The organism is Mucilaginibacter ximonensis (genome assembly GCF_042686265.1).
Classification (GTDB): domain Bacteria; phylum Bacteroidota; class Bacteroidia; order Sphingobacteriales; family Sphingobacteriaceae; genus Mucilaginibacter; species Mucilaginibacter ximonensis.
In genome coordinates, this window is sequence record NZ_JBHUPD010000002.1 from 700,844 (window position 1) to 727,083 (window position 26,240).

Consider the following 26,240-nt stretch of genomic DNA (forward strand, 5'->3'; position numbering starts at 1 on the left):
CATACTACCTGGGTTTAATAAACAGGATAGCCTGATTTCCCTGGGCGATTAGGATAGATTAATAAAGGTATACGTAATTGGCGCGCCATTTCCATTACATAAGTGTTTTCTTCTTTTAATAAGGATTCAAGCTGCTGGTACCTGCCATGGCTCATCGCCAGCATACCGGTTAGCGACTCGGCGGTAAAACGGCTCAATTCAGACGCAATGTTCTTGCTTTCTATATTGCGGTAAGAAAAAGCGGTAAAACGGATTTCTTCGCGCACCTTTTCTAAAAATTTATGCAGCTGATTTTTATGGGTTTCGTGATCGCCGCTACCCGAATCGATATGAACGATGATGATTTCTGCATGCAAGTCAAGGGCCAATGTGGCCACAGAATATACTACGGGAATATCGGCTTCATTTAATGATGTAACTAAAGCAATCGTTTGAGGCAGATGTTTTTGAGCAACCGGAGGTACTAATAATAACGGCACTTTAGAGCCGGCAATCAATTGCCTGCTCCCCCTGCCTGAGAACGCTGATCGTTGCTCACCCGCTCCGCTGGTACCTAAAATAATCATCGCGGCTGATCTTTCTTCAGACAATGCGTTGGCCACTTCAGCGAGCGGGCCAGTGTGCGAAGTAAATTTGATCAGCGGGGTAAATTTACCTTCCACCGGTTGTGTGTCTTTTTTTGTCAACCGCTTTACCAGCCTAGATAGTTGGCCATTAGATGCGGGCTCATCAGCTGCGTCGTTATCAGCGTGAAAAAGTTTGCAATCCAATTTCAGCGCTTTTGCAAGTGTTAAACCATAGATCGTCGCATTTTCGGCAGATTTTGAAAAGTCGGTAGCAATTAATATGGTTTCCATAATAATTAATTGATATGAAATAATATTGCCAATTTAACAAGGTGAGGCAGCAGATAAATTGACGGGGGATAGCAAAAAAACTGATGTTAAGCACTTATTCTGCAAACCAAGGTTGAATTGTGACTTAAGTTTATGAGAGGTAATAATGCTTAATACAATCCAATTTTTCATCCAGTTCATATATCAAGGGAATAGCGGTGGGGATATCCAGGCTGGTTACCGCTTCGTCACTTAAATTTTCAATATATTGTATCAATGCCCGCAGGCTGTTGCCATGGGCGCAAATAATTACCTTTTGATTTTGCCGCAAAGCCGGTACAATTGCCTCGTGCCAGAAAGGCAATACCCTGTCCATCGTCTCACTCAGGTTTTCGGTTAAAGGCAATTCCCGATAGGTAAGGTCATAATACCGTAAGTAATGCCCCGGAAAACGTTCATCGGTCTCGTTAATTGCCGGCGGATGCTCATGCGGATCGCGCCTCCATTTATGCACTTGCTCTTCGCCATACTGCTGTGTTATAGCCTCTTTGTTAAGACCCTGTAATGCGCCATAAAAACGTTCATTAAGCCGCCAGGATTTCTGTACCGGTATCCAAAGCATATCCATTTGGTCTAAAACAACATGCAGCGTTTTGATGGAGCGTTTCAGAACAGATGTAAAACCTATATCGAATTCAAATCCGTGTTTTTTAAACAACCTGCCTGCTTGTTCAGACTGGCGAAACCCATCTTCAGACAAGTCGATATCCGTCCAGCCGGTGAACCGATTTTCTTTGTTCCATAAACTTTCACCGTGACGTAATAAAACCAGCTTTTGCATAGATACAAACCTAAGCAGGTGCCAGCGGTATCACTGTGTCTAATATTTGCCTAAAAGGTGTTTCAGGTCATTTTTCGCGGCTTACAATTGCCCTATCCTTGGGGTTAAATATAAACAGAATGAATTCTCCCTCAGGTCGCCCCAGCCAAAGCTCTTTAAATGAGGGTCAATGGATTCCAGAAAAGAAGCTGTCGCCAAAAATGCTGAAAGGCTTCCGGCTGTTATTTTATCTCGGTTGTGCAACGTCAATTTTACTGGTCATGGTAGTTGGCATAGTATCATACGAGGCATTGAACCGGCAGCAAAAGCTGGAAAAATGGGTAGAACATACTTATAATGTATTGAGGAAAACGGACTCGATAAACATGTATTTCAACCAGACCCTGTTGCCCGGCAATTATATGAGTACGCCTGATCGCGCGACGGCTGCTTGGTTCAAAATTAGCGAGCGTGAAAACCTAAAGCGGCAGATCAGTAATTTGACCGCATTAGTTAAAGACAATAGTTTGCAATTACACGACATTGATTTACTAAGCCGGCAAATTGATAGCCTGGGCTCATACGCTAACAAAGACAGCCGGCAATTACGTTCCGAAATCAGCAAAATCAAAGCATCACTGACACGTATTAAGCAAGATGAAGAGGCTCTTTTATTTGATAGAGAAAATGCATATAAACTGTCTGGCAGGCAAACGCAAATTATTGTGGTGATCGGATCGTTACTGATTCTGCTGATTGTATCCTGGCTGATCTATGTGATACTTACTGAACTAAAAAACCGGATCAGGGCTTACCAGGAAGAACATGAATTGAACCAATTAAAGAGTAGCTTTGTTACCCTGGCATCGCATGAGTTTCGAACTCCACTCAGTTCAGTACTATTGTCGGCTACGCTGATTGAGCGGTATATGCAGCGCGATGAAAAGGAGCAGGTGATGAAACATGTTACAAAAATTAAGCAAGTAGTGCATAGTCTGGAGTGTATCCTCGAGGATTTTCTTTCTCTGGAAAAACTGGAAGAAGGATTGGTAAGGGCCGAATTCACCTATTTTGATTTGGTTGCAGTTTGTGAGGAAATCATTGCAGCTTATAATGTAATGGCTAAAGCCCGGCAGCAACTTATTTATGTTTTGCCGACTAAACCGCAGGTGGTAAAGCTTGATCGCACGCTTATTGAGAAGTCGGTAAGCGGTTTATTATCTAACGCGATTAAATATGCCGGCGATGAAGCCTGCATCTGGCTCAAAACGGAAGTTACTCCAAACCGTGTGGTAATCAGTGTTAAAGATAATGGCGTTGGGATTGCTGACGAAGATCAAAAGAAGTTGTCCACGATTTTTTACCGCGTTAATAATACCGGCCAAATTGCCGGTGCCGGGCTCGGGCTAAACATTGTTAAACGCTATGTGCACTTAATGAACGGTTCCCTTGAGTTTTCAAGTGTGCCTTATGAAGAAACTTGTTTTACGATGACTTTTCCGGTAACTCAATAGCTACATCCTCCTTAAGACGGAAATGGCATAAAGGCAATTGAGAAGCATCAGCTAGATTGGTGACGAATGTCATGTAGATTTATGAAGATTAAGGGCAATTTTATATTGCTACCGGGGCCAAATAACTACGACATGAACGAACAATTTAAGAAAATGAGAAATCAAACCTGTGCTATTTACGGAATAGCTTTTTTAGGCGCTTTAGTTTACTTTATACAACATTCAACTACCTTTTGGGGCGGTGTCCTGGGCTTTTTCAAAGCTGTTTTCTGGCCCGCCCTGGTTCTTTACAAGGTGCTCGAACTGTTAAATTATAAACATGGCGGCCGTTTTGCATAACACTGAGCACGCGCGCCCGTTACCGGTTTGCCGTAAGTGTCACGCTCATTGTGACGCCCGGATACCGCGTGGCCTGTTCGTTAAGACGTTTTTATGGTGGTTGCCGCTCAGGCGTTACGTGTGCTTTCGTTGTAATCGTACCTTTTATCGTATTGGCCGTTCATAGCCAAAAACAAAACCTACAACTTTAAACAAAAGTGGTAAACTCATTAGTCTTTCCATTTTAAATAAAAACTAATGAATATGACTGATAAAATCATTTTATAAATGATTAACTCTGCGGTTGCGGCCTGGCCTGGGGTGTAAAAAAATTAATCAGATTGCCGTCAGGATCGCGGAAAAGTAACGAGCGGTTACCCCAGGGCATGGTGGTAGGCTCTTGCACCAGGTTATTTTTAACAAAATCTTTAATTTGCTGGTATTTGGCATCGACGTCATCTACCATAAACTCAATAATAGCCGACCTGTTTGTACCTGGTTGCGCCATATTTTCATCGCCAAAAAAAGCCAGCGTATTGACGCTGCCTATGGCTAAAGTTGATAGCGGGGTTTTTATCTCGGCAAAGTCGGGTGTGTAAATAACTGCCGGTATACCGATAACGTTTTGATAAAATTCAACCATTGGGTCGATTATCTGGCTAATGATTCTTACTGAAGTAAATTGCATATAGCGTGGGTTTTATTAGGCAAAGTTGAAGTGCGGTAATGACAACCCTATGTCAACAGTAAAAATCAGCGTGAAAATAATTTGTTATGTCAACCCGGTAAAGTATATTTATAATTAACCGAACCCGTCTGTCCAGGCATGCCTATGAGAAGTCGTTTTTTAGTATTCATTTTATCATTCGCCTTAGTTTGGAGCGCTGCTGCACAAAAGCCCGGTCGCCCGCAGGTTGATCCTTCGACTGTGATGCAACTTGGAACCAACTTTTCGTATTATAACCGCGATCATGTCCGCCTGTCCGAAGATTTCACCGCTTACAACGAGCACAATAAAAAAATAAGTAAACTACAGTTTCTGGAAGCATTAACGTCGGCTAAATATCTGCCGCTGCATTTAACCTCGGCTCCAGGCTCCTGGGCATACAAGTTATATCCATTTAAGGGGCACTATGACAAAGAAGTCGCCGATATCACTGCGCAATTTGCAGGCTATGAGCTAGACCATTATAAATGCGAAGGCAGGAAATTCCCGGCATTTAAGTTTACCGATCTTAACGGTAACGTCTATACCAACGCCAATACAAAAGGCAAAATATTGGTACTCAAATCGTGGTTTATACGGTGCCAGGCCTGCAATTTGGAGATGCCAGAGTTAAATACTGTTGTAGATAAATATCGTAATAGAAAAGATATCCTTTTTGTAAGTATCGCTTTCGACTCAAAAGCCAGCCTGATAAAGTTTAACAAACGCAAGGGCTTTAAATATGCTATCGCATCAGTGCCTGAAACTTATATAGAACAGAAACTCAACACCAATATGTATCCCACTCATTGGATCATTAACAGAGATGGCAAGATTGTTAAACGGACCAACGAACCCGACGTAATGATTGAAGCGGTTGGCCGGCTAGCGGGTATTTAATCCTGTACCGCTCTGAAGCCCAAATGCTCCATGCCGCTATCCTCGGTACTTTTCATCCGGCGGGCAACACGATAACCTGAGCAATAACTGTCATTACACAAGAAAGATCCACCACGTATCACACGCTTTTTAGCATAAGGCTCATCCGGATCATAGCTATCGGCAGGGCCTTTCGGATTGGTAACGCCCTGAGGTTTATTGATGGCTTGGTAATAGTCGCTGCGGTAATAATCTGAGCACCATTCCCATACGTTACCGGCCATATCATAAAGCCCATAGCCATTTGGCTTAAACGAACCTACAGGCGCGGCAAAAAAGAATTTATCTTTCAAGGTGTTTTTATTCGGAAAATCGCCTTGCCAGGTGTTGGCTTTTGGCTGCCCGGCATCTACCGGCTCGTTACCCCAGGGATAAATCTCATCGCTCAATCCACCCCGCGCGGCCCACTCCCATTCGGCTTCGGTAGGCAGTCGTTTGTTGGCCCATTTACAATAGGCCACAGCATCATACCATGACACATGTACTACCGGGTAGTTTTCTTTACCTGTGATGTTTGATTTAGGTCCGTGCGGATGTTTCCAGTCCGCACCCTTTTCCCAGCTCCACCACTGGCTGTAATCATTCAGATTAACCGGGTGCGAAGGTTGATTGAAGATCAGCGACGCCGGTACCAGCAAGCTTTCATCAGGTTTTGGCGTACCGGGAGGGACTTGCTTTTTCAATTCTTCCCAATCGGGTTTGCGCTCTGCCGTGGTAATGTAGCCGGTAGCTTTTATAAATTGGGCAAACTCAGCGTTGGTCACTTCGGTAGCGTCCATCCAAAACCCGGTTACAGTAACCTTGTGTTTGGGGTATTCGTCAGGTCCGGCTTGTTTGTTGTCGCCGCCCATACCGAAGGTGCCGCCTTTTATCCAAACCATCCCTTTATGCGAATGATCGCCGATAGTTTTAAGGTTGCCGCTACCCGGACCAGACAGCCCCGGGAAACGCGCCGGTATATTCGACTCGCAACACACGGCGGATTTATTCATTGCTGCCGGTTTTTTTATCTGTGCAGCAGGTGTATTAGCTTTTTGCTTACACGCTGTAATACTGGCTAACAAAGCTGCCCCCACTAGAAATATCGATCTCCCTTTTGGCATCCGTTTCTTTATTAATTTGAACTATTTTTTTTTGCTCTTGGCTTAGGCAACACGTTGTGTGTATGTGCCCAGTTTTGCCATAGGCTATCCATTTGTTTTACCTTGTCAGGATATTGCGCTTTCAGGTCAATGGTTTCTGTGCGGTCATCGGCCAGGTTAAATAAATGCCAGTTATGGTCATTGGTCGACACCATTTTCCAATCGCCCTCGCGCACATAGCGAGCCTGGAAATGTTCATTGAATAACTCGGTATGGCCGACCATTGCATGACCTTTAAAAGCCGGCACTAAACTAACGCCCGGCGTAGGCGGAATATCATGGCCCTTATATGTTTTAGGGTATTTGGCGCCGGCCAACTCTGCAAAAGTGGTCATAAAATCCATTACATGCCCTACTTGTTTGCTAAAGCTGCCTTTAGGCGCGGTGATACCTTTTGGCCAAAAAGCAATCATGGGTGTATGCAGCCCACCTTCGTACGATTCCGCTTTCCACAAACGGTATGGTGTATTGGCCACATTTGCCCAGCGTTCCCCAATAGATGCGTATACGGTTTCCGATCCTGGTATATTATCTTTTTTAGTTGAATAATCAATCTTGCGGCCGTCGCGCGTCTCGCTCGGGCGGTCGAAGCCTGGCCCATACCCCGCGGCGCTTTCGGCGCTCGCGCCATTGTCTGACAGGAAAACAATTAAGGTATTATCCAGCTGACCAGTTTGTTTCAAAGCAGCGATAATTCTGCCTATACCCTGATCCATACAATCAACCATAGCAGCGTGAACAGCCATAGCCTGTGCGTCCCAATCTTTGTCAGGGTTGTTTTCCCATTTCAGGTCGCTGTGCCAGCGCTCTGAAAGTTTGGTTGTTTTTGGGTCGACGAGGCCGAGTTTGATCATTTTTTGATACCGTGCCTCGCGGATGGCATCCCAGCCGCCTTTATAGGTGTCTTTATATTTGGCGATATCTTGCGGCTTAGCCATTAGCGGCCAATGCGGCGCATTTTCGGCCACATATAAAAAGAAGGGCTGCTTTTGCCTGGCATACTCTTTAATATAAGTTACAGCCGTATCGTTAATAGCATCGCTATGATAATAATTTTTTGGTACTGATGTGATAGGCTTGGTGCCACTCACTAAACTAAACGGGTCAAAATAATCAACCACACCCCAAATGGTGCCAAAATATTTCTCGAATCCGCGGCTGGTAGGGTATTGATCGATAGGTGAAAACTCGGGATATTCTTTATGATGATCTAACCAGGCCAGCTGTTCTTTGGGATTGGGCTGTCCGTTAGTGTTCGACACATGCCATTTGCCCGACATGGCGGTATGATAACCCGCTGTTTTCAAAACCTCGGCCAGGGTAACGGCATTGGTAGTGATGTGTCCCAGGTAGCCAGGTTCATCTTCGGCATCGGTCATTTTGCCAATACCGGCCTGGTGGTTATATAAACCTGTAAGTAATGAAGCACGTGTAGGGCAGCAGCGAGAGGTATTATAAAAATTAGTGAAACGGATACCGTTTTGTGCCAGGTAATTTATGTTGGGTGTGTTGATCTCGCCACCAAAACACCCCGGGTCGCTGAAGCCCATATCATCGGCCAATATAACAATGATGTTTGGGCGCGGCGGCGCAGCTTTAGCCGGCTTTGATTTAACCTTCCAGGCCAAAATGCCGGCAAGTGCAGCACCCACGAGGGGTAGCGTTACAAACAGCTTATTATATCTCATGGTATAAGTTTGTCGTGGGTCTAAATTTATTATTTATTCGTCAAACATTTAAAGTTTGTCATCTAAGCACACCTAAAAAAGGGTGTCATGCTGAGGCACTCGAAGCATGAGCGCTAGCAAAAAGGCGTCTGGCTTTCGCTCACCCTTCGAGTGCCTCAGGGTGACACCTCACTCTTTTGCGCTTTTACTATTCCCTAGTCATTATTTCCCTCGCTATTTTTAGGCTGACGTGTTAATGCTTGCATTTCAGTCTCGATTCCTTTATCGTTTTGTTGGTGCATGAATGCTTCCAGCTTGCCTTTTAGGCTAGCCTTGATCGATGCGTATTTCTGATCGGCGGCTAAATTGTTGAGATCATACGGGTCATTTACAATATCGTACAATTCTTCCTCGGGGCGCACCTGGTAAAAATCGGAGCGGGTTGGGTTAGCCTCCTGCCACTCTTTAAAGAAAGGCATCCTTACTACTGTGTTTTTAAATTTCCCGGTATAATTCAGATTATGGATGTACAGGTAATGATTATCTCGCGCCGAGCGAATAGCATAAGCATCGCTACCCTGGATAATACCACGGGTGGTTTCCTCGGCAAAAACATAGTCACGCAGGTGGTTTTCCTGGCCTAATAATACCTTTTTGAAACTCATGCCATCAAAACCCATGTTGCCGTTACCATCCTTTGAGCCGGTGTTTATTTTGGTTGGATCGCCTCCGGCGATGTCTATCATGGTTGGCAAAATGTCGATATACTCAGACATAGCCGGATTGCGGGTGCCCGGCTTGATCTTGCCCGGCCATTTGGCAATAAAACCCGAATGCAACCCCTGATCATACAAGGTCCACTTAGAGAATGGAAACGAGTTACCCTGTTCGGTAGCAAACATAATCACCGTGTTATCTTTTTGTCCGGTACGATCAATAATATTCAGGCAAACGCCAATCAAACTATCCAAATAAGTAATCTCGGCAAAATATTTCGCCATGCGCTTGCGCGTTAATTTGGTGTCCACCATGTTGGGCCCCAGTTTGACTTTCGCCGGATCGTAAGCTGCCTGGTTGCCACGGGTATACGGTTCGTGCGGCTGGTTGCTGGTAAACATCAAATAAAAAGGCTTACCGCTTGAGGCTTTGATTTTCAGCCAATCTTCGGCTTTGCTTAGATCGACATCAATACCCTGGCCGTTATCGTCCTCTCGTCCACCTAAAAAATCAAAGGGATATGATTCATCGGGTGCATAGTGCCGCTTACCAATGATAGCCGTGTTATAGCCTAATTGCTGCAGATATACCGGTAAGGTTTTAATGCCTTTGTAAATCATGGTATGGTTTGGGTATGCCCCGCTGCGCACCGGCCCTAGTCCGGTTAGTATAGACTGCCGTGTAGGCGAACAAACCGGCACCATGTTGAACATATTATCCAGGCACATGCCGTCTGAGGCTAACTTGTCCATATTGGGCGTATGCACCTGCGTGCTACCATAAGGTCCGATATCCGTCATGGTCAAATCGTCGGCCATGATGAATACAATGTTCGGCTTCTTTGATTGGACCTTTTTTGGCTGTTTGTGGGTCCAGCTTAACAACCCTACAGTCGCTGCACCGGCGGCCAGTAATGAAGTATATAGCTTAAATTTGTTCATGCCCTGTTATTTTAAATGCGGGATGGTTTGCCACCAGGCCATTAGTTTAGCCTTTAGGTCGTCAACTTTTTGGGGCTCCTGCGCGGCCAGGTTGTTTGACTCTTTTCTGTCTTTCAGTAAATCATAAAGTTGAATATCCGTGCCATCAGCATTCATTAACAATTTCCATTCGCCCGAGCGAACAGCCAGATTCGGACTTTTATCAATAGGGCGCGGATAGTTAAATGCCGTAGCATTGCGCCCATATTCCCAAAACAGGTCTTTGCCTCTTAATGACGGCTTGCCAAGCAGCACATCGCCGCGGTCAATCCCGTCGCCTTTGTAGCTGGCTGGTAGTTTAATGCCGGCAAATTTGGTAAGCGTTGGCATCAGGTCGATCGAGCAGAGCTCCGAGCTTTCGTCAACGGTCCCCGCAGGGACACGTCCCGGCCAGCTGATAATGAACGGCATGCGGGTGCCGCCTTCATATAAGGAAAGCTTCGAACCGCGCAGGCCCATAGCCCGGCTACCCCTAAAACTTGGCAACGGACCATTGTCGCTGGTAAATATTACAATCGTGTTTTTATCAAGCCCCATAGCTTTCAAGCCATCTAACAGGCGACCAATCTGCACGTCATATTCCTTTAATACTAGTTTGAAAGCGGCTTCTTCCTCGGGATTCATCGGAAACTTGCCGGTATACTCATGTTCCACGCGGGGCACCCAGGGAGTATGCACATCGTCGGGCCACAAGTTTACAAAACAAGGCTGGCCTTTATGGCGCTCCATAAAATCCAGGGTCTTGTCCACAAAATATTTTGTCCGATCCCATCTCTTAATACTGTCTTTGTTCGACCAGATCCAGTCGGTAGCCGTCAATAGCGGATCGGGGTCGGGGCTTTCGTAAGTACTGTTATGTTCATCAAAACCATACTGCTCAAAACCCGGCGCATTTTTAACATCGCGGCCGCCTCCCATATGCCATTTACCAAAGTGACCGGTTGCATAGCCGGCGTTTTTGAAAAAACGGGCAATGGATGGCGCTTTCGGGTCGAGCCAGTCGGCCTGTTCGGCAGCCTTATTATGTTTACGATTATCCAGGAACGTTGAAAAGTTCCAGCGTGCGGGGTTCATACCTGTTAGCATACCAACCCTTGACGGCGAACAGATAGGTGCGGCACTGTAATATTGCGTAAACTTTCGTCCGGCGGCAGCAATACGGTCAATATTTGGCGTAGGTACAAATGTGCCGCCAAAACAGCCTACGTCGCTGTAACCCATATCGTCAGTTAAAATAATAATAATATTAGGATGCTGGGGTGCAGGCGTTTTTACGCGGGTGGGTTTAAACCCTGCCGAAACAATAAAAGCAGCACAGGCCATTATCAGCCCACCGTACAGACTTAGTTTTCTCATAGCGTCAAGAAGGTTTATTAAAGGCTTTGCCTTAGGCGTTTGGCTAAGTTAGCTATTGTTACGCAAACATTGCAGCAATTTAACGGCTTGTATCGCAGGTGTTACATCGTGCACGCGCAATATACTTGCGCCTTTGGTTATGGCAACGGTGTTTAATACGGTAGTTCCATTCAGTGCCTCTTCGGCTGTAGTATCCAATTGGGCATAGATCATCCGCTTGCGCGATACACCAACCAGCAGGGGCAGTTGAAGAGCGTGAAATTCTTCCAGCCGGTTCAATAAAGTATAACCCTGCGGATGCGTTTTAGCAAAACCAAAGCCGGGATCGAGCACAACATCAGTCGCGCCCAGCTTTTTTAACCGCTGATATTTATCGGCAAAATAATCGTACACTTCGCCAAAAACATCGTCATAAACCGCTAATTGGTTCATTGTTTTTGGGTTGCCTTTCATGTGCATCAGTATGTATGGTACTTTTAGCTTCGCGACGGTTTCAAACATGGCTTCATCCAATTGCCCGCCTGAAATATCATTGATGATATGTGCTCCGGCTTGTATAGCCGTCTCGGCGACTTTGCTTCTGAAAGTATCTATAGATAAAACGGCTTCAGGAAATTTTTGAACGATGGCTTCGACTACAGGTAACAATCGGTCTGTTTCTTCCTGTACAGAAATATCATCAGCGTTTGGGCGTGATGAATAGGCGCCTAAATCAAGAAAATCGGCCCCTTCAGCCAGCATTTTTTCGGCTTGTGCAAGGGCTTCGTCCACAGCATTTTTTCGGCTGCCGGCGTAAAACGAGTCGGGCGTGAGGTTGATGATGCCCATAACCTTAGGTACGCTCAGATCAATGAGTTTACCCCGCGCATTTAGCGTTGCCTTTGTATGAAAAAATGTATCTTTAGCCATTCATCTGTGCTGATCTTTTTACTTCAGCATGTGTGCAAAATTTAACAGGTCAAATTTACAACTATTAATCTTTAATTCTTGAATAACACAGCAGCCGAATACGACGCAGTAATTAATGTTTGCAAGGACCTTTTCATGAAAAAAACCCATGATTATGGTACCGCCTGGCGCATTTTGCGCCTGGCGTCAATTACCGATCAGATTTTTATCAAAGCCCAGCGTATCCGTACGCTGGAGGAGAAAAAGATCTCGAAAGTTGGTGAGGATATCACCGGCGAGTACATCGGCATAGTAAATTACTGTGTTATAGCTATGATGCAGCTGGAGTGCGCCGCTGATACGCCTGTCGAACTGTCGCCTGCTCATGTGGAGCAATTGTTTAACGAAAAAGTGAAAGAAACCCAGGAACTGATGTTTGCCAAAAACCATGACTATGGCGAGGCCTGGCGTGATATGCGCATCAGCTCATTAACCGACCTGATATTAATGAAGTTATTGCGTGTAAAGCAGATTGAAGATAACGAAGGCATTACCCTTGCCTCTGAAGGGATTAAAGCTAACTACCAGGATATTTTGAACTATTCGGTATTTGCGTTGATTAAATTAGGTGTGAAATGAAAAACGGGCTGCTTTGGTTTTGCCGGATATTTGTAGGGCTGCTCTTTATCTTTTCGGGGCTTATAAAGATTAACGACCCGCTGGGTTTTTCTTATAAGCTTGAAGAGTATTTCGAGGTTTTTCATATCATGTTTTTGAATGACCTGGCCGTATGTTTTTCCATTCTGCTTTGTGCGATGGAGATTATTCTGGGCTTTGCTTTGGTGATAGGCGTGCGTGCCAAACAGGTTGCGTGGGGCTTATTATTACTCATAGTTTTCTTTGCCTTTCTGACCTTTTACTCGGCAGCATTTAAGGTGGTACAAACCTGCGGTTGCTTTGGCGATGCTATACCACTAACGCCTTGGCAATCATTTGGTAAAGACCTTGTGTTATTATTATTGATCATTGTCATCTTTAAAAATAAAGAACATATCAAGCCGCTGTTTGCACCTAAAACCGGCGAGCGCTTGTTCCTGGCTTCGATAGCAATATCAGTGGGTTTGGGCTTTTTTACCTATAGTTTTGCACCTTTTATCGACTTTTTACCTTACAAGGTCGGTGCGAATATTCCTGACGAAATGAAAACCCCGCCGGGAGCCTTGCCCGATCAGTTTGAGCTAACTTACCACCTCAAAAACAAAAAAACCGGCGAGGCCAGGGATATGACAGACAAAGAGTACCTGAGCAGCAATATCTGGAAGGATAATAACTGGGAGGTGGTTGGCGACCCTGAAAGTAAGCTGGTTAAAAAAGGCTTTACCCCCAAGATAGTTGACCTGCAAATCAGCGACGCTCAGCGTAACGATTACACCAATGAGCTGTTATCTAACCCATTTTATAGCCTTTGGATTGTAGCTTACGATTTGAAAAAAACCGACGGCGCAGCCATTAACCGGCTCAACGCCCTGGCCACTAACCTTACTACAAATTTCAATACCCGTACTATTTTATTGACGTCGGCATCGCCGGCGGAAGCGGCGGCTTTTGTTGCTAAATATCACTTAATCAGTGAGGTGTTTTATGCTGACGGAGTGCCGTTAAAAGAAATGGTGCGTTCAAATCCCGGTATCATGTTAATCAAAAACGGCACCATTGTCAACAAATGGCATTACCATACCGTGCCTGATTATGACCACATGGTGAAAGATTATTTTCAGCAAAAATGATCAGCTACCTCATCCGCAAGTTCCTTTATGGCTCGGCAGTAATGCTGGGGATTGTGGTAGTAGTTTTCTTCCTTTTTAACATCCTGCCGGTTGACCCGGCCCGCATGACCCAAGGCCAGCGCGCCGATGTACAGTCGCTGCAGGCGGTACGCAAAGAATTTGGACTTGATAAGCCCGTACCGGTACAGTTTCTATATTACATCAACGATTTATCGCCACTTGGTATTCACTTAAATACACCTCAGGAGCGCCAAAAGTACCGTTATGTGTCGTTAATGCACATTTCAAATCAGAAAGTACTGGCGTTGAAGTGGCCCTACCTGCGCCGGTCATATCAAACCAGTAAAGGTGTCGCGTCGCTGCTTATGGAGGTGGTACCCAATACTCTTATCCTGGCTACAACGGCTATGCTGTTTGCCATCGTGATCGGGGTGTTTTTGGGGATAGCGAGCGCTATTAATAAAGATACCTGGATAGATCGCTCAGCACTGGCTTTTTCAACGCTGGGTATCTCAGCGCCGTCATTCTTTGCGGGCATCATCATCGCCTGGATATTTGGTTTTGTTTTAAGCAAATACACCGGCCTCAATATGTCGGGTAGTTTGTATAGTTATGACCCGTTTAAAGGCCAGGTTATTATCTGGAAAAATCTGCTGTTGCCTATGGTGACTTTGGGCTTCAGGCCGCTGGCTATTATTGTGCAGCTCACGCGTAATGCCATGCTTGATGTTTTGGGGCAGGACTATATCCGTACAGCCCGGGCCAAGGGCCTGAGCGAACACACCATTATTTATCGCCATGCTTTAAAGAATGCGCTTAATCCGGTAATAACTGCTATTGCCACCTGGTTTGCTTCGCTGCTGGCCGGTTCATTTTTTGTGGAGTATATATTCGGCTATAACGGGCTCGGTAAAACCACCGTCAATGCTTTGGAAATGTCAGACTTCCCGGTAGTGATGGGCGCCATTTTATTTATAGCCTTTATATTTGTAGTGATCAATATTTTGGTTGATGTCGTTTATGTTTGGATTGACCCGCGGGTAAAATTAAAATGAAAGTTTTCTTTATAGGATTTATGGGCTGCGGTAAAACCACCTGGAGCCGCAAGCTGGCCAACCATTTAGGCTATGAGTTTTTGGACCTTGACCATATCCTGGAGGCCAAGGCGGGCATGAGCATTGCCGAATATTTCGAACAGCACGGGCAGGACGCTTTCCGTTTGCTCGAATCGCAGGTTTTAAAAGAAACCGACTACCCCGAGAATGCCATTATATCAACCGGCGGCGGCTTGCCTTGCTTTTTTGACAACCTCGACTGGATGAACGCGCATGGCCAAACCTTATATATCCAACTAACACCCAAAACGCTGGCCGAGCGCCTGGACAAGGGCAAAACTACCCGGCCGCTCATAGCCGGCAAACATGGTGATGAACTGGTGGCTTTTATTGCTGAAAAACTTGCCGAGCGCGAGGGCTTTTATAAACGGGCCACACATATCGTGAATGGCATCGATATGTCTGTAGAAATGCTGGCCGACGTGATTTCATCAGCCAGCTAAAAGAGTTGGAAAATAATATATTATTAGGGCTAATCAGGCAGCGTCTACGCTTAACAGCGCGTTAGTGAGTTCCATCCGGGTCACTGGTTTAATAAGATAAGCCAGCGGCTCGGTCGACATGGCCCTGAGTATCAGGTGCGCGTCGGTAATGGACGACTGGTAGATAACCGGCACATTCAGATGCTCTTTCACGTAGGCCCCTAAATCAACTCCGTTTTTTTGTCCGGCCAGCATAATATCCGTTATCACGGTATCAATGTCCATTTTCATTATTTCAGTAATCGCATCTTCGTATGATGCAGCTATCCCGGCCACCGAATGTCCCATAACTGTGACCATCTTTTTAAGGGCAGCCGCGATGATAGGGGAATCTTCGACGATATAAATTTTTAGTTTCATAGTAAAGCCGGTTGGTTTTACCATAGACGCGCCTGTAATGGCATTGTTAGGGATATCGCCTATGGTTAACTAAAAGTAAAGTTAAATACTTTTAGTTGATGCCTGTACGCTCACAGGGGGACAAATGATGGACAAATAAAAGCAGTAAAAAGGTGGACAATCGCCTTGTTTTCTGTTAAGAATCGTGGACATGCGTTATGTTTGGGTGCTAAATCCTTCACTGCGCATCAGAGAGCATGTCTTCTATGCCGCTCCTGATAATAACTTCTTTAGTCACATCCCCGCTACAATCTCCTCGAGGCTGTCATCCTTACCCAGCTCCATTTTTTTACGCAGGCGCTGTTTTGATTTCTTGATACCCTCAATGGTTATCCCCAGCATATTAGCCATTTCATTATTACTAAGCTCAAGCTTAATCAAAGACAGAATACGCGCATCGCTGGCGGTAAGATTTGGATATCGCTTTTTGATGTTGTCGAAAAACCCGGCATGTACTTTACCGAATAATTTGCGGAAGCTATCCCAATTATCGGCAGTCATGATATGGGCGTTGATCAGGGTATCAAGGCCTTCCCTGTCGGCGACGGAAATGTGTTGTATTTGCAATTGTTCAATTTCGGCTTTAAACTCTTCGATGATTTCGTTTTTCTGTCGCATATTTTCGGTAAAATATTGCAGTTCGAGCCCGGCATTTTTAAGCTCTTCGTCAACTCTGCGCTTTTCAGACGCTATAAGTTCTTTGCTCTTGCGCTCCTTGTTGTAAAAAAGCACTACAATGGCAATCAACAATGTCAAAATCACTACCATGGCGCCTCGTTGCAGCGCTTTGGCGTTAAGTTCGTTTATTTGCTTATCTTTCTTAACGGTATCATATTTAGCTTGAAGTTCGGTAAGCTTATTGGCATTGTCCAGTACTTTTAGCGAGTCTCGCATGGTCCACATACGCCGATAATGCATAAGCGCACTTTTATAATCGCCGGTTGATAAATAGCAATCATACATATGCCCGTGTATCTCCATTACGCGGTACGGCTCTTTTAAATTAAGGGCTGTTTGAAGCGCTTTATTCATGTAGTCAATGCCCTTTACATGGTCACCGTTAAAATAATATGACTGTCCCAGCCAGGCATAGGAGTAAGTGAGCGATCGTTGCTGTTTAAACTTAAGGGCGTTTTCAACGCCTTTGTTGCCGTAGTAAAAAGCTTTTTGATAGTCTTTCTGATCTTTATAATACTGGCAGATATTATCGTAAAACCGGGTACACATTTTGGCTTGCCGGGGGTTGGATTCGGCAATTTGCAGCGCCGCCAAATTCAAATAGATGCTGCTATCCGGACCGGGTTGGTGATTGTATAAATGCCAGGACCGGGTAAACATGGCTTTTAAACCTAACAACGCTATAATATGGGCGGTGTCTTTGTTAACCGTAGCAAGATTAAGGCCCAGATCGGCATTTTTAAATGCCTGCGGATACTGGCCGGTTTCTTTAAATAAATTAGCTATGGTGCCATATACCTGGATATTAACCTCTTTAATATGATATTTCTCCGCATCGGCTAAACATAACATGGCCATTTGCATAGCGCGTTTGTGGTCAGCATTTTGCCAGTAGTAATCTGCGTCCATCATCTCGGCCCAAACAAAACCCTCTTTATTGCCGGTCTGTGCGCTGAGTTTATATAGCTGATTGACGATTTTTTTGAGTGTATCGTTATTGCCATTTTCAGCTTGCCTTGCTTTTACTATCAGCGCCTTTATCTGCAGGCTGTTCTGATTTTTACTTTCAGTTAAAGAGTCGCTATCTCGCCGGCAGGCCGGCAGGCTGATAATTAGCCATGTGGCTAATAGCAAGTATCTGGACAGGTGTTGTTTAAGCATTTAGATAAGAGGCGATTATAAGGCCGGCTTGGCCACAAATATACTAATGGTTAACCTTCTGCCAACAGGTGTCTCAAAATTTAAGTGTCTGGTTGCAGGCGCTGAATAATCCGCTTAAAATGCCTATAATTGAAGCTGCAAATTTGCAACTAAATAAAGTATCATTCCTGTATGATAAAGCATCTTTTGTTACGATTAAAAGGGTCATTAAATATTTGGTTCAACTTTCGTTTGATGAAAAAGAGAAAGCTGGCTATTGGCGCGTCGAAGGTAAATTCGGGCTCCGAGTGGATGTTATCTGAATATGATGCCCTTGATGCCAGTAAAGCATCTGACTGGCAGCGTCTTTTCGGCGAAAAAAATCAGCTCACCAACATCATGGCCGAGCATGTTTGGGAACATATACCCGACGAGGAGACCCGCCTGTCAAACCAAAATTGTTATGATTGGCTGGCCAAGGGTGGCAGATTGCGCATTGCAGTGCCCGACGGTAACAATCCTGACAAAGAATACATAGAATGGGTTCGTGTTGGCGGCACCGGCATAGGGGCCGATGATCATAAAATACTATACACTTATGACGTGATGAAAAGCCGCCTTGAAAAGGCCGGCTTCCGCGTAGAACTGTTGGAATACTGGGATGAAAATGGCCAGTTCCATTACGTTGATTGGACAGACGATGGCGGCCACATCAGACGCTCGCGCCGATATGACACACGCAACCAAAATGGTAAACTGGGTTATACTTCGTTGATTGTTGATGGGGTAAAAGATTAGGTAAGACAATGGTACCGTAGAGATGCGATGCTTCGCGTCTTTTTATACACCTATGTTAAAACTACCCACGTTAGACGCGAAGCCTCGCGTCTCTACAAAACAGTCATTTATTCGTCTTTACCATAAACCTTCTCTTTCAACAAAGCAATGTCCTGAGCCAGTTGCTTGTTTTGCTTGTGCAGTTTTGACGCTACCACGCTAAGATGCAGCAGGTAAATCAGCATGGCAAAAATGCAGGCCGTGAAAACCAGGTTGGGGGCTTCATATACACCAAATAGTTTAGACATCACCTCCAGTCCGCTGCGCCAAAAGGAAAAAATTACCAGAATCAGCGTACAAACGCACCAAACAATGCTGTACTCCTCGCGCAGTTTGCCTTTAACAATAAGCCTGGCGATATATGCCAGGAACAATAAACTGGTAATAATTGTAATGATTTGTATACGTGCCATAATTTAATGAATGCTACGTATCGCCGAAAACAGCATGGCGATAGTCACTTTTATACAATAATACAAAGAAGTAAGATTACGGATAGATGACTGCCCGCCCGCCCGGCCGGCCATAATTACCGGTGTTTCCTGAATAGTTAATCCCGCTTTTGCAAAGTACACCAGCGACTCGGGTTCGGGATAGTCATCAGGGTAATAATCGGCAGCTAACGCGATGGCTTTGTGATCAAACAACCGGTATCCTGAGGTACTATCGTATATGCGCCGACCGGTAAAAAACTTATTTAACCAATAAAAATAGCCGATACCCAAACGCCGGGTAAATGACGATTGAAAACCTTGTTTCTCAATAAATCTCGAGCCAATCACCAGGTTAGCGCCTGTTGCTTCGCGACAGTTAAGCAGTTTAATTAATTCTTTAGGCGGATGTTGCCCGTCGCCATCCATTTGTATGGCCAGCCCAATATTATTGCTGGCGGCATAAAGTAATCCGCTTTGTACAGCGCCTCCAATGCCCAGGTTAACGGGCAGATCAAGCACTTTTGTACCTTGTTGACGGGCAACAGCGACGGTATCATCATTCGAGCAATCATTCACTACCAGTGGCGTGATATCATATCCCGGCAGGTTGAGCGCCTTCAACTCCGTCAGCAAAACAGGCAGTGACGCCTGCTCGTTATAGCAGGGGAGTATGATGAGGAGCTTTTGAGCCATTGAGATTTGTGTAACAGTAAAAGTAGTAAAATATGAGCTGGCCACAACTCTCCCCCTCACGTCATCGCGAACGAGTTACGAGCGTGGCGATCTACTATTCCGCCTATCCGAAGATCGTCACACTACGCTCGATGACGTGGTGGGATAAAAAGGCAGCCAAGAGGCTGCCTTTTTATGATGCTGTCATTTCGAACGAAGTGAGAAATCTATACATTGCTTAGACTTGCGTGTGTATAGATTTCTCCTGTTGGTCGAAATGACAAGCGGAGAATGCAGGTTATTTATCTCCCTCTCTTGCCATTCATCTCAATCTCTCTATCCATTTCCAAAATATCAACCGGCTGTGAGTAATCGCCCAGTAAGTGCTGAACAAAATAATCCGCTTTGCGCCAGAAGAAATATTCGGTCATGTCGCCGTAAGCATGGCGCTGGCCTGGCAATAGCACATACTCAAAACGTTTGTTGGCTTTGATCAGTGCGTTGATCACACGGATGGTGTTGGCCGGATTTACGTTGTTATCAATATCTCCGGTTGACAGCATCAGGTTACCTTTCAGGTTTTTAGCTATGTCAGGGTTTTTGTCGATAGTATATTGGAAAGTGGTATCGCCTTTGGCGGTCACTACTTCTTTTACGCCATTGTGCTTTTCGCTCCACCAGCGGTTGTATACGCTATTGTCATGATTGCCAGATTCAGACACGGCTACTTTAAAAAAATCCGGGTAAACCAGCATAGCGGCGCAGCTCATAAAACCACCCCCCGAATGACCCGTAATACCTACTTTAGTAATATCTATAAACGGGAAGCGGTCCGCCAATTGCTCAACAGCGGCTTTTTTATCGGCCAGGCCGTAGTCGCGCAGGTTGCCGTAGCCGTAGTTATGATACCATTTTGAACGCTCAGGGCTGCCACCGCGGTTTCCCACGCTAACCACGATAAAGCCAAGCTGTGCCAAACGGTCAACATAATTCATGCTTGACGTAAAGGAGAAGTTAACTGCCTCGGTTTGCGGCCCCGGGTATACATACTCAATGATCGGGTATTTTTTATTCGGGTCAAAGTCGTAGGGTTTATACATTACACCGTACAGGTCTGTGCGGCCGTCGTCTGCCTTTACTTTAAACGGCTCAGGGAATTTATAGCCTGCGGCCATCAGGTTGCCCAGATCGGTAGTTTCCAGGTCCATAATCTTACGGCCACTGTTGTCAAACAGCGCAGATTTTGGTGCAGTGTTTACTCTGGAGTAATTATCTACAAAATAGCTGGGCGCATCGTTCATGCTGGCGGTGTGGTTAAAATTGCCGGCATCCAGCAGTTTTAATCCGCTGCCATCCAGGTTTACACGGTAAAGGTGAGTGTAGTACGGATTTTCGCCGGGCTCACGGCCCGATGCGGTGAAATATAGAACGCGTGCTTTCTCATCAATTTTCACAATATCATCACAATGGAAGGAGCCCGATGTGATCTGGTTTTTGACGTTGCCTTTATCATCATACAAATAAAAATGTGCCCAGCCATCGCGCTCACTCCACTCAACCAGCTCCTTGCCGCCGTTAATCAATCCCGGTGTTGCAATCTCCACATAGGTATTTAAGCGTTCTTGCGCCTGCACGTTTACAACGCCGGTATTAATATCGACACTGCAAACGTCAATGCGTTTTAAGTCGCGTGAGGTGCGGTAGAAATAGAACTTGCTATTAGTACCCAACCAAACTGAAGGGCGAAACTCGTCGTCGCGATTCTTAGCCAGCTGCGGCGCCCCCCAAATGCCCAGATCCTCGTCTTTAAACAAGGCAGTATTTAGCTTTTTGTAAGTTTTGGCGGTAAAGTCAAACAATACCATTTCATTCAATGGCGATTCTTTTTCGCCTGGCAAATGGTATTTGTAGGTTTCCAGCGTGGGGCGAGGATCAGCAATGCTGTTGATCACCCATAGGTCTTTCACCTTACGCTCATCCACACGCTCCATGGCAAAATGTCTGGAGTCGGGCGACCAAACAATACCGGCAGGTCTTCTTTTCTTACGGTTTTTAGCTTTGTCGCCATTATCATCGTCGTCGCTGCGGCCTGCGCCAAAACTGTAAAACTCTATTCCTTCTTTAGTTAGTTGATGTTCGACAATGGTGCTGTCGTTTTCGCCTTTGATGGCTTTTTTGTAGTTCTCTTTATCCATCCACCACAAGTTGAAATTTTTAGAGAAAACTACGGCCGAGCTATCGGGCGCTATTGATGCCCAAACTGGTTTTGGTTTTACTTTGACGTAATCTTTCAACTCGGCGAGTTTGCCGTTTTCGAGGTTGTAGATGAAATAGAAAGTCTTCTTTTCAAGCGAGTCGGCTGCTTTTTTGTCTTTGCGATCTTTTTTTATCTGGTCAATGGTGCTAACCAGCTCAAATTGAATAGACTTTTCGTCTTTAGTAAATTTCAGGTTTTGAATGGGCAGGTGTTGAGCATCAAAGGGGTCTTTTACAATAACCGTAATGGCTGCGGCCAATTTGTCGTTATCGAAGATTTTTTTCTTAGAATGCACCGCTGGGTCGACAATGTACCAGTTTTTGTTTTCACTGGTTTCATATACATACCAAAAACGATTGCTCAGCTTTAACCAATGCGCGTCAACCGACTGCGAAAAAACCATTTTCTTGATTTTATCGGCCGAAAATTTAGAAGCTAGTTGGTAATTGCCTTTTGCCTGGGCTGCAACAGGCGTTTGCGCTTTGGCCTGCATTATGCACAATACAGCCAGCGCTGATAAATAAAAGTGTTTCATAAAACTAAATAGCGATGTTGAGATCAGTTGAGCAAAAATTGCAGCCTAATTTATAAAAAAGCAAGTGCTATTTAGTGCTGGTTTTGTATGAGTGTTGTTACAATTGACACCGATCACGTAATCCCCTTTTGATGGGCGATTACTCTCGAGAGGGGAACCATCGAAAAAAATATTTTTTGAAAACTGCAACAAATGCAACTATATTGCGTTTAATAATTAAAGAACCCTAATTGCTCATCAGCCGCAAGGCACAAAACCTAAAATTATGGCAGAACTAGATGCTAAACCTGCTGCCGCCGAAAAAGGCACCAGGACCAAAACCAATAAAAAATCTATCCGTGTAGATTTAACCGCCATGGTTGATCTGGCATTTTTACTGATTACTTTTTTTATTCTTACAACTACCCTGCAAAAGCCTAAAACCATGGACCTGGTAATGCCCGACAAAGAGGGCGATCATACCATGCCCGTGCCAGAAAGCCGTACTATGACGGTGCTAATTGGTGCCAAAGACAAACTGGAATGGTTTATGGGTTCGCCGGCTAAACCGTTAAGCACACCTGTGGTAGATGGGTTTGGTAAAGATGGTATCCGCAAAGCGCTGTTAGCGCAAAGCGAGCGCGTTAAGCAAGCCTCTAATGGAGAGGATATGATTGTACTGATTAAAGCAGGGGCACACTCCAATTATGCTAATATTGTAGGTATAATGGATGAGCTTAACATTGCTAACATACAGAAGCGCGCTTTGGTAGATATTACGCCGGACGAAGTGAATTTGTTAAAGCGAGATCATATAGAGGAGTGATTTGAGCTAAACGTAGGTGAGGCCTCTTATAAAGAGGATTATAAGAGGCCTCACCTACGTTCTGATGATCTCTCACAATAATCTCCGCATTTTAGTAGTTTTGTACCCATTATGATGATGCGTGCGGCTACTCCTTTTAATTTACTGAATCAAGATCTTTTATTATTACCACAAAAGGCGATTTTTTGGAAAGAGGAGAAAGCCTTGATAGCAGCCGACGTTCATTTAGGTAAAGTGGGCCATTTCAGAAAGGCGGGTATTGCCGTTCCGCGCGATATGGAGCAGGATGATCTGGCGGTGCTGTCTGACCTGATCCATGAACACCGCCCTGAAAAAATCATATTTTTAGGTGATCTTTTTCATAGCGATATGAATGCCGATTGGGAATGGTTCAGGCTTTGGCGGTTGCAGTTCCCCAAACTACAGATTATTTTAATACGCGGAAACCATGACATTGTGCACGACGACCATTACCTGCAACTCAATGTCGAGCTACATCATGAACTGGCCATGGGTCCGTTTTTAATGCTGCACCACCCGCAACCTGATGAGAAGTTAGAAAAACTAGATGGCTATGTGTTTTGCGGGCACATACATCCCGGTGTGAACCTGCGCGGCAAGGGGCGGCAAAGCTTGACCCTGCCTTGTTTTGCTTTTGGTAAACGTCAGGCTATTTTGCCATCGTTTGGGCGGTTTACGGGCCGCGTGGCTATACGCAGCCTGGAGACGGATAAGATTTTCGCCGTTTTAAAAGACAAGGTAATGGCTATAGCTTAGCCGCTTTCAAATGCCGGTCGACAACTAAAGGTATCTCTGAAAATTGCAGATCGGGCTCCACAATACGGCCATTCCCATCTAACAAATAATAAACCGGGAAACTGCTAATGGCCCAGTTATCAAAGTTTGGCGAGTCGGTACCTTTCAGGTCAGACACCTGTGGCCAGGTCAATTTGTCGTCGCGCATTGAGCCGAGCCACCAATCGCGTTTTTTGTCGAAGGAAATACTAGTTATTCCAAGTTGGCCATCGGTAAAAGCTTTCCAGGGCTTCTTGATCATTTCCTGATGGTTTAAGCGGCTTTGGTAATTTGCGGCGCGCCAAAACTCAACCAGGATAAGCTTTTTATGCATCGTTTTCAAGTCGAGTTTTTTGCCGTCTGGCATTGTCCCAACGATGGTGGGGGCCAGCGCACCCGGCACCAGGTGTATAAGGGCGTTTAGTTTTACGCCAATGCCTTTACCTTCTTCGCTTTTTTGCTGCTCACGGCTTAACTGCAAAAAAAGCACGTAATAACCTACCGGATCGGCCTCGTAGTTCAGATCCTGAAATATATGTACCGCAATTTGATTGTCCGGGTTTTTAGAAACAAAGTCAGCCAAAGCCATTCTGCCCACATCCAGCAATTTGGTCCGTTCTTTTTCGGTTTTAGTGGCCAGGGCCGTAAGGCTATCATCCCAAATCTTTGATTTTCGCTCTTGCACATATTTAGCATCCAGCTCTCTTATTTTTCGCCCGGCCACTTTAGCCATATGCTCATATGTAGCATGATAAGCCGATAGCTGATTTTGTATGGCTGATGTAGATACTATTTTAGGATACTTTTCCTGACCGGCTGTGGCTACATCGGCACTATTATAAGCAACTGTATACTCGCCGGGTTCAAGATAAAGGTCTGTAATTATATCGGGTTTCCCGGGGCGTGATAAGGTCAGCGTACCGTAATCGTCACCGTTTAGGTTACATTCCAGCTCAAACCGGCCGTCTTTGGCATTGACCGCGGTTAATGTTTGGCCCGAGCCGTCTTTTAAGCTCATGGTAACCTCCTCTAGCCCGTCTGTAGTCCCGGTAATTTTTAGTTGATTATTGGAGCAACTGGCGAAGACCAGCGCAATTAGTAGCAGGTAAAAATATTTCATGGTGATAAGGCAAATTGTATCACCAAATTAAAGATAAATTATGGAATAACGAATGTTGCCTTTTCTCTATTTGGTTGAAATGACAAATAAATTTAATATAGTATGATTAATGCTTATTCAAATATTGGTTTACTGCATCAGGCACATCTGCAAACTCGGCGATGCGGGCCACTATCTTGCCTTGCCCGTCAATAAGGTAATATGCCGGGATGCTTTTAATGCCCCAGGTTGGTCCGTTAGCTGAGTCATCGCCTTTCAGGTCAGATACCTGGGGCCAGTTCATGCGGTCTCTTTTAATAGCATCCAGCCATTTGTCTTTATCGGTATCAAATGAAACGCTTACAACACCCAGCCCCTTGTTAGTTAAGGGCAATAGCTGAGCAATGATTTGCGCATGATTATCTCTGCTTGAGCCATTGCTTGAACGCCAAAAATCAAGCAGAATAAGCTTTCTGTCCAGTGCTTTAAAGTTCAGTGATTTGCCATCCGGGGTATTGCCGGCTATATCAGGAGCTGGGCTGCCGGGCGCCAATTGGCTTAGCGTACTTAACTTGCTTTCCAGTTCTTTACCATCATCTGTGCTTTTGGCGGCCGAACTGAATTCTCTGAAAATTTTATAATAAGTAACCGGATCGTTTTGATAATCAAGCGATTTCATGATGTGGGCCGCAATGCTGTTGTCGGGATATTTATCCATGAAAGCCTTAAACGCCGGAAAACCATCATTTTGATTAAACTTCATTTCTTCGCTTTGCAATTTATTTATAGAGCTTAACTGATCCATCGTTTTGATTTCGGCGTCATTGATCTCTTTGATCTGTTTATTAATTGCCAATACCTTTTCGCGGGACTGATGCCTGAATGTGTCATTAATGGCATTATATTCAGATAGCTGGGTTTGCAGTTGCGATGAGGAAGTAACTTGCGGGTAATCGTTAATTTTTGTCGGGTCAATCTTTATATTATAGTCTCCTTGTTCAAGGTAAAGCTCAACCTCGCGCATTGTGCCCTTGGTTTCTTTGAACGAGTATTGCATTTTATAAAACCCCGGGACACGGATATAATCTTTGATATTGAATTTACCGTTATCAATACTTGAGCTAATCATGGTGTTGCCTGCCAGGTCTTTAATGAGCAGGTTGCCATACAAAACCCCCGGCGCAGTGCCGGTAATGGTAAAATTACCCTGGCTGCTTTTGCATGAGGCAAAAAATATGGTGATAAGTAAAATCAGGTTGAAGTTTTTCATGTTATTTTTAAATAGTTGCAGCTATTCTGGGTTGCTAAATTAGCACATTTAC

The 26,240-nt window shown here is 44.9% G+C and carries 25 protein-coding genes; 10 read left to right on the forward strand and 15 right to left on the reverse strand.

Annotated features, from left to right (window positions below; genetic code table 11):
• Positions 1–14: 14 nt before the first annotated feature.
• Together ACFS5N_RS10730 and gpmA are read right to left on the reverse strand one after the other, a co-directional pair.
• Positions 15–857 (reverse strand): universal stress protein, encoded by an 843-nt coding sequence (locus ACFS5N_RS10730; RefSeq protein WP_377185170.1) that lies wholly within the window; start codon positions 855–857, stop codon positions 15–17.
• Between the two features lie 130 nt (positions 858–987).
• Positions 988–1,677 carry a 2,3-diphosphoglycerate-dependent phosphoglycerate mutase gene (gene gpmA, locus ACFS5N_RS10735; RefSeq protein ID WP_377185172.1) on the reverse strand — a complete coding sequence of 230 codons (690 nt, stop codon included), beginning with the start codon at positions 1,675–1,677 and terminating at the stop codon, positions 988–990.
• Positions 1,678–1,796: 119 nt separating this feature from the next.
• Between gpmA and ACFS5N_RS10740 the strand changes: the two genes are divergently transcribed.
• Both ACFS5N_RS10740 and ACFS5N_RS10745 read left to right on the forward strand, forming a co-directional pair.
• Positions 1,797–3,170, forward strand: coding sequence for a sensor histidine kinase (locus tag ACFS5N_RS10740; protein ID WP_377185174.1), 1,374 nt, complete (start codon positions 1,797–1,799; stop codon positions 3,168–3,170).
• A 153-nt stretch (positions 3,171–3,323) separates the two neighbouring features.
• Positions 3,324–3,509 (forward strand): hypothetical protein, encoded by a 186-nt coding sequence (locus ACFS5N_RS10745; RefSeq protein WP_377185176.1) that lies wholly within the window; start codon positions 3,324–3,326, stop codon positions 3,507–3,509.
• A gap of 271 nt (positions 3,510–3,780) precedes the next feature.
• Here the strand turns inward: ACFS5N_RS10745 and ACFS5N_RS10750 are convergent, their stop codons facing one another.
• The gene (locus ACFS5N_RS10750) at positions 3,781–4,176 is read right to left on the reverse strand and encodes a VOC family protein (RefSeq protein ID WP_377185178.1); all 396 of its coding nucleotides are present in this window, start codon (positions 4,174–4,176) and stop codon (positions 3,781–3,783) included.
• 144 nt (positions 4,177–4,320) lie between these two features.
• On the opposite strand from ACFS5N_RS10750, the gene ACFS5N_RS10755 reads away from it, so the two are divergent.
• Positions 4,321–5,094: a TlpA family protein disulfide reductase gene (locus tag ACFS5N_RS10755; protein WP_377185180.1), complete on the forward strand. Its 774-nt coding sequence runs from the start codon at positions 4,321–4,323 to the stop codon at positions 5,092–5,094.
• Here ACFS5N_RS10755 and ACFS5N_RS10760 read toward each other — a convergent pair.
• The 5 genes from ACFS5N_RS10760 to folP all read right to left on the reverse strand — a co-directional run bounded on the left by ACFS5N_RS10760 (position 5,091) and on the right by folP (position 11,904).
• Positions 5,091–6,125 carry a formylglycine-generating enzyme family protein gene (locus ACFS5N_RS10760; RefSeq protein WP_377185182.1) on the reverse strand — a complete coding sequence of 345 codons (1,035 nt, stop codon included), beginning with the start codon at positions 6,123–6,125 and terminating at the stop codon, positions 5,091–5,093. The genes ACFS5N_RS10755 and ACFS5N_RS10760 overlap by 4 nt on opposite strands.
• A gap of 122 nt (positions 6,126–6,247) precedes the next feature.
• On the reverse strand, positions 6,248–7,963 hold the full coding sequence (locus tag ACFS5N_RS10765; protein WP_377185184.1) for an arylsulfatase: 1,716 nt from the start codon (positions 7,961–7,963) through the stop codon (positions 6,248–6,250).
• 194 nt (positions 7,964–8,157) lie between these two features.
• Positions 8,158–9,600: a sulfatase family protein gene (locus ACFS5N_RS10770; protein WP_377185186.1), complete on the reverse strand. Its 1,443-nt coding sequence runs from the start codon at positions 9,598–9,600 to the stop codon at positions 8,158–8,160.
• A 6-nt stretch (positions 9,601–9,606) separates the two neighbouring features.
• Entirely contained in the window at positions 9,607–10,995 is a 1,389-nt protein-coding gene (locus ACFS5N_RS10775) for a sulfatase-like hydrolase/transferase (protein ID WP_377185188.1), read from the reverse strand.
• A 48-nt stretch (positions 10,996–11,043) separates the two neighbouring features.
• Positions 11,044–11,904, reverse strand: coding sequence for a dihydropteroate synthase (folP, locus tag ACFS5N_RS10780; protein ID WP_377185190.1), 861 nt, complete (start codon positions 11,902–11,904; stop codon positions 11,044–11,046).
• 135 nt (positions 11,905–12,039) lie between these two features.
• Here folP and ACFS5N_RS10785 point away from each other — a divergent pair, with 135 nt between their 5' ends.
• The 4 genes from ACFS5N_RS10785 to ACFS5N_RS10800 are packed head-to-tail and all read left to right on the forward strand — an operon-like array spanning position 12,040 to position 15,228.
• On the forward strand, positions 12,040–12,522 hold the full coding sequence (locus ACFS5N_RS10785; protein ID WP_377186543.1) for a DUF1599 domain-containing protein: 483 nt from the start codon (positions 12,040–12,042) through the stop codon (positions 12,520–12,522).
• Complete coding sequence (locus tag ACFS5N_RS10790) at positions 12,519–13,670, forward strand: BT_3928 family protein (protein WP_377185192.1); 1,152 nt, start codon at positions 12,519–12,521, stop codon at positions 13,668–13,670. The genes ACFS5N_RS10785 and ACFS5N_RS10790 overlap by 4 nt, the downstream gene beginning before the upstream one ends.
• Entirely contained in the window at positions 13,667–14,725 is a 1,059-nt protein-coding gene (locus ACFS5N_RS10795; RefSeq protein WP_377185194.1) for an ABC transporter permease, read from the forward strand. Before ACFS5N_RS10790 ends, ACFS5N_RS10795 begins: the two co-directional genes overlap by 4 nt.
• Entirely contained in the window at positions 14,722–15,228 is a 507-nt protein-coding gene (locus ACFS5N_RS10800; protein ID WP_377185196.1) for a shikimate kinase, read from the forward strand. The genes ACFS5N_RS10795 and ACFS5N_RS10800 overlap by 4 nt, the downstream gene beginning before the upstream one ends.
• A 33-nt stretch (positions 15,229–15,261) precedes the next feature.
• Here ACFS5N_RS10800 and ACFS5N_RS10805 read toward each other — a convergent pair whose 3' ends face one another.
• Together ACFS5N_RS10805 and ACFS5N_RS10810 are read right to left on the reverse strand one after the other, a co-directional pair.
• On the reverse strand, positions 15,262–15,627 hold the full coding sequence (locus ACFS5N_RS10805) for a response regulator (protein WP_377185198.1): 366 nt from the start codon (positions 15,625–15,627) through the stop codon (positions 15,262–15,264).
• 273 nt (positions 15,628–15,900) lie between these two features.
• The gene (locus ACFS5N_RS10810; protein ID WP_377185200.1) at positions 15,901–17,505 is read right to left on the reverse strand and encodes a hypothetical protein; all 1,605 of its coding nucleotides are present in this window, start codon (positions 17,503–17,505) and stop codon (positions 15,901–15,903) included.
• A gap of 234 nt (positions 17,506–17,739) precedes the next feature.
• On the opposite strand from ACFS5N_RS10810, the gene ACFS5N_RS10815 reads away from it, so the two are divergent.
• Positions 17,740–18,282, forward strand: coding sequence for a hypothetical protein (locus ACFS5N_RS10815; protein WP_377185202.1), 543 nt, complete (start codon positions 17,740–17,742; stop codon positions 18,280–18,282).
• Positions 18,283–18,389: 107 nt separating this feature from the next.
• On the opposite strand, the gene ACFS5N_RS10820 is transcribed toward ACFS5N_RS10815, so the two are convergent.
• The 3 genes from ACFS5N_RS10820 to ACFS5N_RS10830 form a co-directional block, all read right to left on the reverse strand.
• Positions 18,390–18,734 carry a DUF2304 domain-containing protein gene (locus ACFS5N_RS10820; RefSeq protein WP_377185204.1) on the reverse strand — a complete coding sequence of 115 codons (345 nt, stop codon included), beginning with the start codon at positions 18,732–18,734 and terminating at the stop codon, positions 18,390–18,392.
• 3 nt (positions 18,735–18,737) lie between these two features.
• Positions 18,738–19,448, reverse strand: coding sequence for a glycosyltransferase family 2 protein (locus ACFS5N_RS10825; protein ID WP_377185206.1), 711 nt, complete (start codon positions 19,446–19,448; stop codon positions 18,738–18,740).
• A 281-nt stretch (positions 19,449–19,729) separates the two neighbouring features.
• Entirely contained in the window at positions 19,730–22,219 is a 2,490-nt protein-coding gene (locus tag ACFS5N_RS10830; protein WP_377185208.1) for a S9 family peptidase, read from the reverse strand.
• Between the two features lie 265 nt (positions 22,220–22,484).
• Here ACFS5N_RS10830 and ACFS5N_RS10835 point away from each other — a divergent pair, with 265 nt between their 5' ends.
• Positions 22,485–23,024, forward strand: a complete 540-nt coding sequence (locus tag ACFS5N_RS10835; protein ID WP_377185210.1) for an ExbD/TolR family protein — start codon at positions 22,485–22,487, stop codon at positions 23,022–23,024.
• 111 nt (positions 23,025–23,135) lie between these two features.
• Positions 23,136–23,801, forward strand: a complete 666-nt coding sequence (gene pdeM / locus ACFS5N_RS10840; RefSeq protein WP_377185212.1) for a ligase-associated DNA damage response endonuclease PdeM — start codon at positions 23,136–23,138, stop codon at positions 23,799–23,801.
• Here pdeM and ACFS5N_RS10845 read toward each other — a convergent pair.
• Entirely contained in the window at positions 23,791–24,939 is a 1,149-nt protein-coding gene (locus ACFS5N_RS10845) for a TlpA family protein disulfide reductase (RefSeq protein ID WP_377185214.1), read from the reverse strand. The two genes, pdeM and ACFS5N_RS10845, sit on opposite strands and share 11 nt — an antisense overlap.
• A 106-nt stretch (positions 24,940–25,045) precedes the next feature.
• Positions 25,046–26,188 (reverse strand): TlpA family protein disulfide reductase, encoded by a 1,143-nt coding sequence (locus ACFS5N_RS10850; protein ID WP_377185216.1) that lies wholly within the window; start codon positions 26,186–26,188, stop codon positions 25,046–25,048.
• Positions 26,189–26,240 lie beyond the last annotated feature (52 nt).

Excerpts from the sequence above, each read along its gene's own strand:
- ACFS5N_RS10765 (WP_377185184.1), bottom strand. The coding sequence starts at position 7,963 with ATGAGATATAATAAGCTGTTTGTAACGCTACCCCTCGTGGGTGCTGCA.
- ACFS5N_RS10770 (WP_377185186.1), bottom strand. The coding sequence starts at position 9,600 with ATGAACAAATTTAAGCTATATACTTCATTACTGGCCGCCGGTGCAGCG.
- ACFS5N_RS10815 (WP_377185202.1), top strand. The coding sequence starts at position 17,740 with ATGAAAAAGAGAAAGCTGGCTATTGGCGCGTCGAAGGTAAATTCGGGC.
- ACFS5N_RS10740 (WP_377185174.1), top strand. The coding sequence starts at position 1,797 with ATGAATTCTCCCTCAGGTCGCCCCAGCCAAAGCTCTTTAAATGAGGGT.
- ACFS5N_RS10835 (WP_377185210.1), top strand. The coding sequence starts at position 22,485 with ATGGCAGAACTAGATGCTAAACCTGCTGCCGCCGAAAAAGGCACCAGG.
- ACFS5N_RS10850 (WP_377185216.1), bottom strand. The coding sequence starts at position 26,188 with ATGAAAAACTTCAACCTGATTTTACTTATCACCATATTTTTTGCCTCA.
- ACFS5N_RS10820 (WP_377185204.1), bottom strand. The coding sequence starts at position 18,734 with ATGGCACGTATACAAATCATTACAATTATTACCAGTTTATTGTTCCTG.
- ACFS5N_RS10730 (WP_377185170.1), bottom strand. The coding sequence starts at position 857 with ATGGAAACCATATTAATTGCTACCGACTTTTCAAAATCTGCCGAAAAT.
- ACFS5N_RS10775 (WP_377185188.1), bottom strand. The coding sequence starts at position 10,995 with ATGAGAAAACTAAGTCTGTACGGTGGGCTGATAATGGCCTGTGCTGCT.
- ACFS5N_RS10785 (WP_377186543.1), top strand. The coding sequence starts at position 12,040 with ATGAAAAAAACCCATGATTATGGTACCGCCTGGCGCATTTTGCGCCTG.
- pdeM (WP_377185212.1), top strand. The coding sequence starts at position 23,136 with ATGATGATGCGTGCGGCTACTCCTTTTAATTTACTGAATCAAGATCTT.
- ACFS5N_RS10760 (WP_377185182.1), bottom strand. The coding sequence starts at position 6,125 with ATGAATAAATCCGCCGTGTGTTGCGAGTCGAATATACCGGCGCGTTTC.
- ACFS5N_RS10790 (WP_377185192.1), top strand. The coding sequence starts at position 12,519 with ATGAAAAACGGGCTGCTTTGGTTTTGCCGGATATTTGTAGGGCTGCTC.
- ACFS5N_RS10805 (WP_377185198.1), bottom strand. The coding sequence starts at position 15,627 with ATGAAACTAAAAATTTATATCGTCGAAGATTCCCCTATCATCGCGGCT.
- ACFS5N_RS10795 (WP_377185194.1), top strand. The coding sequence starts at position 13,667 with ATGATCAGCTACCTCATCCGCAAGTTCCTTTATGGCTCGGCAGTAATG.
- ACFS5N_RS10845 (WP_377185214.1), bottom strand. The coding sequence starts at position 24,939 with ATGAAATATTTTTACCTGCTACTAATTGCGCTGGTCTTCGCCAGTTGC.
- ACFS5N_RS10830 (WP_377185208.1), bottom strand. The coding sequence starts at position 22,219 with ATGAAACACTTTTATTTATCAGCGCTGGCTGTATTGTGCATAATGCAG.
- ACFS5N_RS10755 (WP_377185180.1), top strand. The coding sequence starts at position 4,321 with ATGAGAAGTCGTTTTTTAGTATTCATTTTATCATTCGCCTTAGTTTGG.
- ACFS5N_RS10810 (WP_377185200.1), bottom strand. The coding sequence starts at position 17,505 with ATGCTTAAACAACACCTGTCCAGATACTTGCTATTAGCCACATGGCTA.
- ACFS5N_RS10745 (WP_377185176.1), top strand. The coding sequence starts at position 3,324 with ATGAGAAATCAAACCTGTGCTATTTACGGAATAGCTTTTTTAGGCGCT.
- ACFS5N_RS10750 (WP_377185178.1), bottom strand. The coding sequence starts at position 4,176 with ATGCAATTTACTTCAGTAAGAATCATTAGCCAGATAATCGACCCAATG.
- ACFS5N_RS10825 (WP_377185206.1), bottom strand. The coding sequence starts at position 19,448 with ATGGCTCAAAAGCTCCTCATCATACTCCCCTGCTATAACGAGCAGGCG.
- gpmA (WP_377185172.1), bottom strand. The coding sequence starts at position 1,677 with ATGCAAAAGCTGGTTTTATTACGTCACGGTGAAAGTTTATGGAACAAA.
- folP (WP_377185190.1), bottom strand. The coding sequence starts at position 11,904 with ATGGCTAAAGATACATTTTTTCATACAAAGGCAACGCTAAATGCGCGG.
- ACFS5N_RS10800 (WP_377185196.1), top strand. The coding sequence starts at position 14,722 with ATGAAAGTTTTCTTTATAGGATTTATGGGCTGCGGTAAAACCACCTGG.